We start from the raw sequence: 1,395 nt of genomic DNA, 5'->3' as shown, positions 1-1,395 counted from the left end.
CTCACGTAAACCTCTTGGGAGCGTGGAAGCCCCGTGTCTTTAGACCGGGGAGGAAACGCGACAGGGGGACTTTAGTCCCCGTCAATCTTTCAAGCATAGGCGTAACCATCCTTCCTGTGAATGGGTTGGCAGTATTTGTGGCTGATGCCTGCCACCCGTACCGAAGCGGTGGTAATATCAAAACTACCAGACGCACGGCAGAGAACCCGTCCTAGATATGAGCCAATTTTCTTCCCCGCTGTGACCAGTGCCGTCACCATGTCGCCAGTCTGAAAGCCTTTATGAATTTGCCTCCTGGAGCGGTGACGATTCGGGAATCCGTACTTATTCGTCCCGCACATCTGACGGGTTCCATGCCCCTTTGCTAAAATCAGCAACGGTTTTGAAGTCAGAACTTCGAGTGATTCGACTGGTCCAACACAGGCAGCATCAAGCCAGTGAGCTTTAGGTAGGTTGAGCCTCAGTCGATTGAACTTCGTTTGTCCGCCCGTTCCTGTGGTAACTGGGAGTCCTGTTGCTTTCAGAGCCTTGAACAAGGCCCATCGGGTCGAGTTAACGGCAGCCGCATCTTTAAGGGGTGATTTGGCCTGCCTGAGAAGACGACTCAGGACATCAGGCTGGCCCGATAAAAAATCCCGAATGTCCCCATTGCCTTTGGCTTGATTGCATGAGTGGCAAGCCATCGTCAGGTTAGAAACCCGGTCAGAGCCACCCTTAGACCGAGGCTGGATCTGCTCAACTTCAAGTGGTACATTTTGAGCCCCACAGTAAGCACAGGTTCTGCCCCACTTGTCCAACAGGTATTCCCTGACTTCATAGCCTTGTAATTCTCCCTGCTGATACTCAACACCTGATATCTCAGGGTTTTCCATCAATTGCAGGTCGAACCGTACTAGCTCTTGGGTAATGCGGCCAACTGGGGCAAGTCTACGAAATCGGTGAACCCAGGTCATTAGAGTATCTACTCGATGCTGCCAGCTGGGAGCTAACCAACCTTCGGGACGAGTCCGATTCAAGAACCGAGCTGGTCGATATCGGGTCTTGCGGTTTCGTCGAGAACGTCGGAGTTGACGACGAGAGAGCAATGCTTCTTTAATCTGCTGTCCTCGGTGCTGCAACTCGGCAGCAAAGATAATATGATTCCCTTGCTTCAAGGCAATTCCAGTGACTTTAGAGCCTGGGTCTAATTTGAGTTCGAGGGGTTCAGGATTAGCGTCAACCTCCTTGTTTAGAATAATGGTGAATGGGTAGCGTCGAAATACCGATGCTTTCCCGGCTTTGAGCAGTGATCGTGCCACCCCTGGCTTGCACGGTGTCAGGGGCTTGCGGTTGGTATCTAAAACGAAAATATGGTTAGACATTGTTGCGTCTGTTCTGATTGCTCGTAACGTTTGC

The 1,395-nt window shown here is 51.5% G+C and carries 1 protein-coding gene; it reads right to left on the bottom strand.

Annotated elements, in window-relative coordinates; all coding sequences use genetic code 11:
- Positions 1-89 precede the first annotated feature (89 nt).
- Entirely contained in the window at positions 90-1,361 is a 1,272-nt protein-coding gene (gene iscB / locus P5683_RS24835; protein ID WP_315641200.1) for an RNA-guided endonuclease IscB, read from the bottom strand.
- Between the last annotated feature and the right edge of the window lie 34 nt (positions 1,362-1,395).

Origin of the sequence: Limnospira sp. PMC 1279.21 (assembly GCF_032349615.1) — a bacterium.
Classification (GTDB): Bacteria; Cyanobacteriota; Cyanobacteriia; order Cyanobacteriales; family Microcoleaceae; genus Limnospira; species Limnospira fusiformis.
Note: the sequence above shows the minus strand (reverse complement) of the source record. Positions and strands in the feature narration are given on the sequence as shown.